Here is a 1,210-nt window from a genome sequence, read left to right as displayed (position 1 = left end):
GGGTGCCCGTGAGCTGTACCCGGGGCCGGACGCCGACGTCCGCGAGTACGTCCGGCGGACCGCGATCACCTACCACCACCAGGTCGGGACCTGCCGGATGGGCACCGACGCCGAATCCGTGGTCGACCCGGAGCTCGCCGTGCACGGGATCGGCGGGCTCCGGATCGCCGACGCGTCGGTGCTGCCGCGGGTGACCACGGGCAACACCAACGCGCCGGCGGTGCTGGTCGGCGAGCAGGCCGCTCGGTTCATGCTCGGCCGATAGTGCGGCGCAGCCAGGAGGCCCGGGCGGCGAGCGCGGCCCGGGTCACCTCGCTGTCCGGGGCGAACCGGTCGAAACCGTGATACGCCCCCGCCCAGACGTGCAGTTCCGTCGGCACTCCGGCCTGCCAGAGGCGCCGCGCGTAGTCGACGTCCTCGTCGCGGAAGATCTCGGCCGCGCCGACCTCGATGAAGGCGGGCGGGAGCCCGGCGAGATCCTCCGCGGTCGCCGGGACAGCGTACGGCGAGGTCTGTCCATTCAGGAGTGACCGCCAGCCGAACTCGTTGGCCTCTCGCCCCCACACGCCGCGTTCCGCGAATTCCACTGTGGACGCCGAATCGTTGCGGCTGTCGATCATCGGGCACAGCAGCAGCTGACCGGCCAGCGCCGGTCCGCCGCGATCCCTGGCGAGCAAGGCGATCCCCGCGCTGAGCCCGCCGCCCGCGCTGCCGCCGCCGACGATCAGCCGGTCAGGATCGAAGCCGAGTTCGACCGCGTTCTCGACCATCCAGGTCAGGCCCGCGTAGCAGTCTTCGATCGGTGCCGGATGCGGATGCTCGGGGGCGAGCCGGTAGTCCACCGTCACCGCGACGAAGCCGAACTCCTCGACCAGCGCGACCATCCGCGGCAGATCCGCGAACCGGTTGTCGAGGACCATGCCGCCGCCGTGGATGTTGTAGAACCCCGGAGCGCCCTGAGCACCCCGTGGCTTGACGACGGTGACGACCACGTCGGTGCCGGGGACCTCCCGGTCCTCCCAGACGAGATCCCGGTCGCCGATCGCCTCGGCGCAGCTGAGGTTCGTCTCGGCCATGGCCTGCCGCATCGCCGCCAGTGACTCGGCACTGAGCGGCGGTCCGGACGGCAGGTCCTTGAGCGCTTCGGCGAGCTCGGGATCGAAGGCCGTCACGGTCCCTCCGGATCGACGATGTCGCGGTCCGCCCAGTG

2 protein-coding genes are annotated in these 1,210 nt (G+C 71.7%); one reads left to right on the top strand and one right to left on the bottom strand.

Annotation, left to right across the window (positions count from 1 at the left end; genetic code table 11):
* On the top strand, positions 1 to 265 hold a 265-nt coding region (locus CFP71_RS37235; protein WP_244199977.1), incomplete at its 5' end, for a GMC oxidoreductase.
* On the opposite strand, the gene CFP71_RS37230 is transcribed toward CFP71_RS37235, so the two are convergent.
* On the bottom strand, positions 249 to 1,172 hold the full coding sequence (locus CFP71_RS37230) for an alpha/beta hydrolase (RefSeq protein ID WP_093938603.1): 924 nt from the start codon (positions 1,170 to 1,172) through the stop codon (positions 249 to 251). The genes CFP71_RS37235 and CFP71_RS37230 overlap by 17 nt on opposite strands.
* Positions 1,173 to 1,210 lie beyond the last annotated feature (38 nt).

The organism is Amycolatopsis thailandensis, from assembly GCF_002234405.1.
In the GTDB taxonomy this organism is placed as follows: Bacteria; Actinomycetota; Actinomycetes; order Mycobacteriales; family Pseudonocardiaceae; genus Amycolatopsis; species Amycolatopsis thailandensis.
Note: the sequence above shows the minus strand (reverse complement) of the source record. Positions and strands in the feature narration are given on the sequence as shown.